Annotated in this window: 8 protein-coding genes and 1 pseudogene; all 9 read left to right on the top strand. The window is 45.3% G+C overall.

What is annotated here, in order from left to right; all coding sequences use genetic code 11:
- Window positions 1–368: hypothetical protein (locus tag B5E58_RS13590; RefSeq protein WP_158097774.1), on the top strand; the 368-nt coding region annotated here is incomplete at its 5' end.
- Window positions 369–558: 190 nt separating this feature from the next.
- The gene (locus B5E58_RS13040; protein WP_021638909.1) at window positions 559–1,965 is read left to right on the top strand and encodes a DNA primase small subunit; all 1,407 of its coding nucleotides are present in this window, start codon (window positions 559–561) and stop codon (window positions 1,963–1,965) included.
- A gap of 859 nt (window positions 1,966–2,824) precedes the next feature.
- Window positions 2,825–2,986 carry a hypothetical protein gene (locus B5E58_RS13680; RefSeq protein WP_004614779.1) on the top strand — a complete coding sequence of 54 codons (162 nt, stop codon included), beginning with the start codon at window positions 2,825–2,827 and terminating at the stop codon, window positions 2,984–2,986.
- 4 nt (window positions 2,987–2,990) lie between these two features.
- Complete coding sequence (locus B5E58_RS13025) at window positions 2,991–3,311, top strand: MobC family plasmid mobilization relaxosome protein (protein WP_021638906.1); 321 nt, start codon at window positions 2,991–2,993, stop codon at window positions 3,309–3,311.
- Window positions 3,272–3,655, top strand: a pseudogene (locus B5E58_RS14075) (relaxase/mobilization nuclease domain-containing protein); the annotation flags it as partial. The gene B5E58_RS13025 and the pseudogene B5E58_RS14075, both read left to right, overlap by 40 nt.
- Window positions 3,656–3,684: 29 nt before the next feature.
- Window positions 3,685–3,867, top strand: a complete 183-nt coding sequence (locus B5E58_RS14070; RefSeq protein WP_443080093.1) for a hypothetical protein — start codon at window positions 3,685–3,687, stop codon at window positions 3,865–3,867.
- A gap of 169 nt (window positions 3,868–4,036) precedes the next feature.
- Complete coding sequence (locus tag B5E58_RS13850) at window positions 4,037–4,381, top strand: hypothetical protein (RefSeq protein ID WP_242956681.1); 345 nt, start codon at window positions 4,037–4,039, stop codon at window positions 4,379–4,381.
- A complete protein-coding gene (locus B5E58_RS13015; RefSeq protein WP_071143404.1) occupies window positions 4,371–4,637 on the top strand; it encodes a hypothetical protein in 267 nt (88 codons plus the stop codon). The genes B5E58_RS13850 and B5E58_RS13015 overlap by 11 nt, the downstream gene beginning before the upstream one ends.
- Before the next feature lie 42 nt (window positions 4,638–4,679).
- A partial coding sequence (locus B5E58_RS13010) for a hypothetical protein (RefSeq protein WP_330395658.1) occupies window positions 4,680–4,859 on the top strand: 180 nt, incomplete at its 3' end.

Below are 4,859 nucleotides of genomic sequence, written 5' to 3'. Positions count from 1 at the left end.
TTGTGAAATATTTTGTCAATGTTGGTAATAGTTTGGAAATAAGATGTTGGAAAGAAGAAAGTGAAGAAATACAACAAGCATTACAATACGGAAATCTTACGGAAGCTAATTATGAAGTCTCTATTAAAGGCATAGTTACAAAAGAATTTTTAACAGAACTATTATCAGAAAATCCACAAGACAAAAGCATATACAACAAAATGACAAAATATTTCACAATCAATGTTGATAGTGGACAGCGTAGATTTTGCAGTGCTCATTATGGCACAGAAATATATGTAATGGGTGTTTCTGATGACGATATTACTTTTTTCAAAAATGCAATGAGTACATATACAGAAGATGATTTTAGTATCGCTATAAACTAATAATTCTAGTTTGTCGGTACGAAGAAAAAGGTAAAATACTGTAGTGATAAGATTAGCGGTCAAGGCGAGAGGGAGTGAGGTGTAGGTATTGACACCAAAAAGGCACTCCCTTATACTTGAGAGAAAAAGGTGCAAAAACCTATTGATAAGATTAGCGGTCAAGGCGAGAGGGAGTGAGGTGTAAAAGACTATGGCAAAATACACCAAAAGGAGAGATAAAAGAGGGTATGAGTGGAAGTCTGCTTATCGGGAGAAAGAAGCTCTTATGCTGGAGAGGGGATACCCGGAAGTAAGTCCTCATGATTTCTATCGAGAGTTGTTTCCGACTGGTAGTCTGCAGCAAGAGCCGGGGGACGGAAAAGGTAATATTATAGCGACACAGATTAGACCGTCCGGCAAAGGAAGAACCCGGCAGTGGGTAATTGATGATAGTCTGAAAATGCTGGATAAGGTCATAGGAGATAGGTTTGGGCTGATACCGCCTATTAGTTTTTACGGAAAGTCACACACGAAAGAGAACGCTCATGAGCTGTTTGCGGTGGTGGTGGATGTGGATTATGTAGGCAAACAGCAGTTAAAGAACCTGTTGAAGCAGTTTGGGAATGGTGTGCAGCTTCGTCCGACTTATCTTGTCAGCTCCGGCAAGGGGGTACATCTTTACTATTTCTTGCAGGAGCCGGTTCAGTTGTATCGAAACCGGGAAGAAGTGCTTGCGGAGCTGAAAGAAGCCTTTATCCGGCGGCTATGGAATGATACCAGCTCTATCCGTCCGGACAGCCCGGATATAACCGGAATTTATCAAGGTTTCCGGTGTGTGGGGAGTCAGTCGAAGCTGGGTGCAGATTTCCCAGTAAAAGCCTATAAGCTGTCAGAGAACCGTTACACGCTGGAGGACATAAAAGCCAGCATACCGAGCTGTAAGGTAGACCTTGCTCCGTTGTACGAGAAGCCGAGAAGAAAAAGTACCGTTACGCTGGAAGAAGCAAAGGAGCTGTACCCGGAATGGTATGAGAAGCGGATCGTGCAGGGAGAGCCGAAGCAGAAAAGTAAGAAGCAGGGCGGTACGTGGGTATGTAACGAAGCTTTATATGAGTGGTGGAAACGGAAAATAACCGAGGAAGTGAAAGCCGGAGGGCGTTACTTTTCTATTATGGCGTTGTGCTCTTATGGCTTGAAGTGTGGCATATCCGAGCAGAAGATACGGAGAGACGCCTATGCGTTCTTGGACCATTTAGAGAGCCTTACCGAGGACGAGGACAACCATTTCAGCCGGGCAGATGTGAAAGACGCTCTCCGGGCATTGAAAGGGGACAGAAAAAGGTTGTCAACGATAGCAAGCCGGGAATGGATAGAGGACAACACAAAGGTTACGATACCAGCAAATAAGCGAAATTACAGAAAACAAGAGGCTCATTTATATCTTGCAAGGCGAAAAAAAGAGGATATGAAAGTTATAGGCGAAGTAGTAAAAGAGGGCAGACCAACAGCAGAGCGGACAGTCAGAGAATGGCAGGAGAGCCACCCGGCAGGAAAGAAAGCGGACTGCATTCGAGAGACAGGACTTGCAAAGCATACGGTTTATAAGTGGTGGAAGTAGGGCATACTTGAAATGCCGAAAGGCATATGCTATAATGCCAGTAGGCAAGAAAGACGAAAGTGCTCATTGTGGCACGCAAAAAGCCCCGGAGTTGCGACCTCCGGGGCTTTTCTATTCCGTTGTGGCAAGGTGGCTTATGCCTTAGGCTGGCTACCGCCTATTTATCTCCGTCCAGCCATTTGCAGATGTAGTAGGCGACTACACTTGCCAAGACAGAGAGTAAGAAAGACGAAAATATACTCATGGTGGCACACCCCCTTTCTGTACCTGTATAGGGGTGGTAGCGTCGCCCATTATACCATAGTGGCAGAAATGCCACAAGAAGCCATTTCCCCTTGTTTATTATCAAAGCCATAAGGAAAAGAGTGTCAAGGGCGGTCATAGACCGCAGCGTTTACCCTTGATACTCTTTTTTGTTGGCTATAATGCCGGAGGGGAAAACGGCTGTCCGTCCGTTCCTTTACTTCCCCCCCCTGTGCTTCATTGTCCGTTCCGGCGGAAGAAAGTAAAGGGTGGTCTGCGACCATTTTTTATCTGCTGTACTCGCTGATCGGCAAGCCGAAGCTCATACTGCAGATAAAAAACAAGCCCTTGACTGTCTTCCTCCTACACTTCCAAAGTCGCCCAAGAGGAAGTAAGCTCCACTATATTCTTGGCAGAATATACGCACGAATATATCCGCTTGATATAGAGTTTCTATCATGCTATAATATGTGTAGCGGATATATTGCAAGTTCCCTAAAGTGTTACCATTTTAGAACTTGTGAGGGTGGCAAGCCCCCCTTCAATCCCCCTTTTCAGAGAGCCGAAAGGCTCATAGTGTGACGGTGGTAGCACCGAAGAAAGAGAGGTCAAAGGCATGAAAAAAGAAATGGATAAAATTCAGTTTGAGTACAGATACGAGGTGCAGGAGCTGATGAAAGTAATTGATAAATATGTAAAACAGAACCCGGCAGAAAAGGAAAATAAGACGCTGGAGCGTTTCTTTGACTTGCTTGATGTCATGGATATGGAGTGGTAAGGGTATGAACAAGACAAGACCAAAGCAGTTATCATTCCGAGTAAGTGAAGAAGAATACCGGCAGTTGCAGGAGAAGATTTTAGAGAGTGGAAAGAACCAGCAGGAGTATATCCTTTCCTGTGTGCTGGAGAAGCAGATCGTGAATACGGACGGTATCAAAGAACTTATCCCGGAACTGAAACGGATAGGGAACAACCTCAACCAAATAGCAAAGCGGTGTAATGAGGGGGGAATGTTGCCGAGTGAAGCGGAAGTGCGGAAGCATGGAGAGGAGCTGAACAAAGTATGGCAGTCATTAAGGCGGTATCTTCAAAGGCGGGCATAGGGCACGCAATAGATTATGTGACGAAAAAAGAAAAGACAGAGGAGAAGCTTGTCAGCGGTCTGCATTGTGAGCCGGAGACGGTCAAGGAAGAAATGCAAGCCACAAAGGAGCTGTGGGGCAAGACGGACGGAAGAACCTATAAGCATTATGTGCAATCCTACCATGAGGACGAGGAAATAACCCCGGAGCAGGCTCACAAGAACGCTGTCGAGCTGGCAGAGCATACAAAGGCATGGAAAGGGCATGAAGTTCTGATAGCCACGCATATAGACAAGGGGCATATACACACGCACTTTATTGTTAATTCCGTAAATTATGAGAACGGTCATAAGCTCCAATGGAGTAAGCACGACCTTAAAGACTTAAAGGAACGGTGCAACGAGCAGAGCCGGGAACAGGGCTTGCATGTGCCGGAGAAAGGAAAGACATTTGCTGGAGAAGTACGGGAAGAAACGGTGGCATGGAGCAAAGACACCTACCAGCTTTTGAAACAGGCAGAGCAGGGAAAGGTCAAAAGCTATGTGCAGGATATTGCCCTTGCGGTGCTGGATTGTAAGGAAACAGCGACCAGCCGGGAAACATTTATCCGGCTGATGAATGAAAGAGGGTACGGAGTGGACTGGCAGGACAGCCATAAGTACATCACATATACCGACTTAGCCAGGGAACAGGCAGGAGAAAAGGCTTGTAAAATCAGAGATAACAAGCTGGAAAAATACTACAATATGGATTTCGGAAAGGAGAGCATGGAGCATGAGTTTGAGAGAAATGCACGAACAGCAGAAGCAGAGCAGTCCAAGAGAGCAGCTTCAAGAGTTAAACCGACAGAGCCGGACAGAGCTGGAAAACAGTCTGCTCAAAGAAGCGTTGGCGATGTCGAGCGAGAACTGCGAGGAATTGATGAAGCAGTCAAATCAAGAACAAGTAAGGGCAGAGCAGAACAGGCAGAGAGACGCAGAGCAGAACAGGAAGCTCATCAGCGAGCTGAAGCAGAGCGTAGAGCTGCTGAAGAACAGCAACGAGTTGCTTCAAGACGCTATATCGGACGAGGTTGGGAGCTTGAAAGATGAGGTTAAGGAAAACACCGTCCAAGAGGTTAGAAAGGCGTTACAGGCGAATATAGAGGCTATACAGAGGGCTACAAAGCTTCTTGAGAAGCAGTCTGATACACTTACGAGCGTGATGAAGCAGAAGATCCGGGAGCTGGAGGAAAGTAAGAACAGCTTTTTCAGATATGAGGGCTTGAAGTTGTACCTGTTTTGGGGCGGTATGGTTTGCAATATTTTAGTGTTTCTTATGCTGGCATATAGCTTGTTTGGAAAGTAAAAAAGAGTGATAAATTAGAATTTGGCAGAGGAGTGCGATTGTATGGGCGAAATTAGGTTGCAGATGATAGACTCTCATATATCTTCACACTGGTGGCAAGAACTTGTGAAATATTTTGTCAATGTTGGTAATAGTTTGGAAATAAGATGTTGGAAAGAAGAAAGTGAAGAAATACAACAAGCATTACAATACGGAAATCTTACGGAAGCTAATTATGAAGTC

The sequence above is a fragment of the Tyzzerella sp. An114 genome (genome assembly GCF_002161055.1).
In the GTDB taxonomy this organism is placed as follows: Bacteria; Bacillota; Clostridia; order Lachnospirales; family Anaerotignaceae; genus Fimicola; species Fimicola cottocaccae.
Note: the sequence above shows the minus strand (reverse complement) of the source record. Positions and strands in the feature narration are given on the sequence as shown.

Coding starts and splice junctions, on each gene's coding strand:
- B5E58_RS13680 (WP_004614779.1), top strand. CDS start 2,825: ATGAAAAAAGAAATGGATAAAATTCAGTTTGAGTACAGATACGAGGTG.
- B5E58_RS13850 (WP_242956681.1), top strand. CDS start 4,037: ATGGATTTCGGAAAGGAGAGCATGGAGCATGAGTTTGAGAGAAATGCA.
- B5E58_RS13040 (WP_021638909.1), top strand. CDS start 559: ATGGCAAAATACACCAAAAGGAGAGATAAAAGAGGGTATGAGTGGAAG.
- B5E58_RS13025 (WP_021638906.1), top strand. CDS start 2,991: ATGAACAAGACAAGACCAAAGCAGTTATCATTCCGAGTAAGTGAAGAA.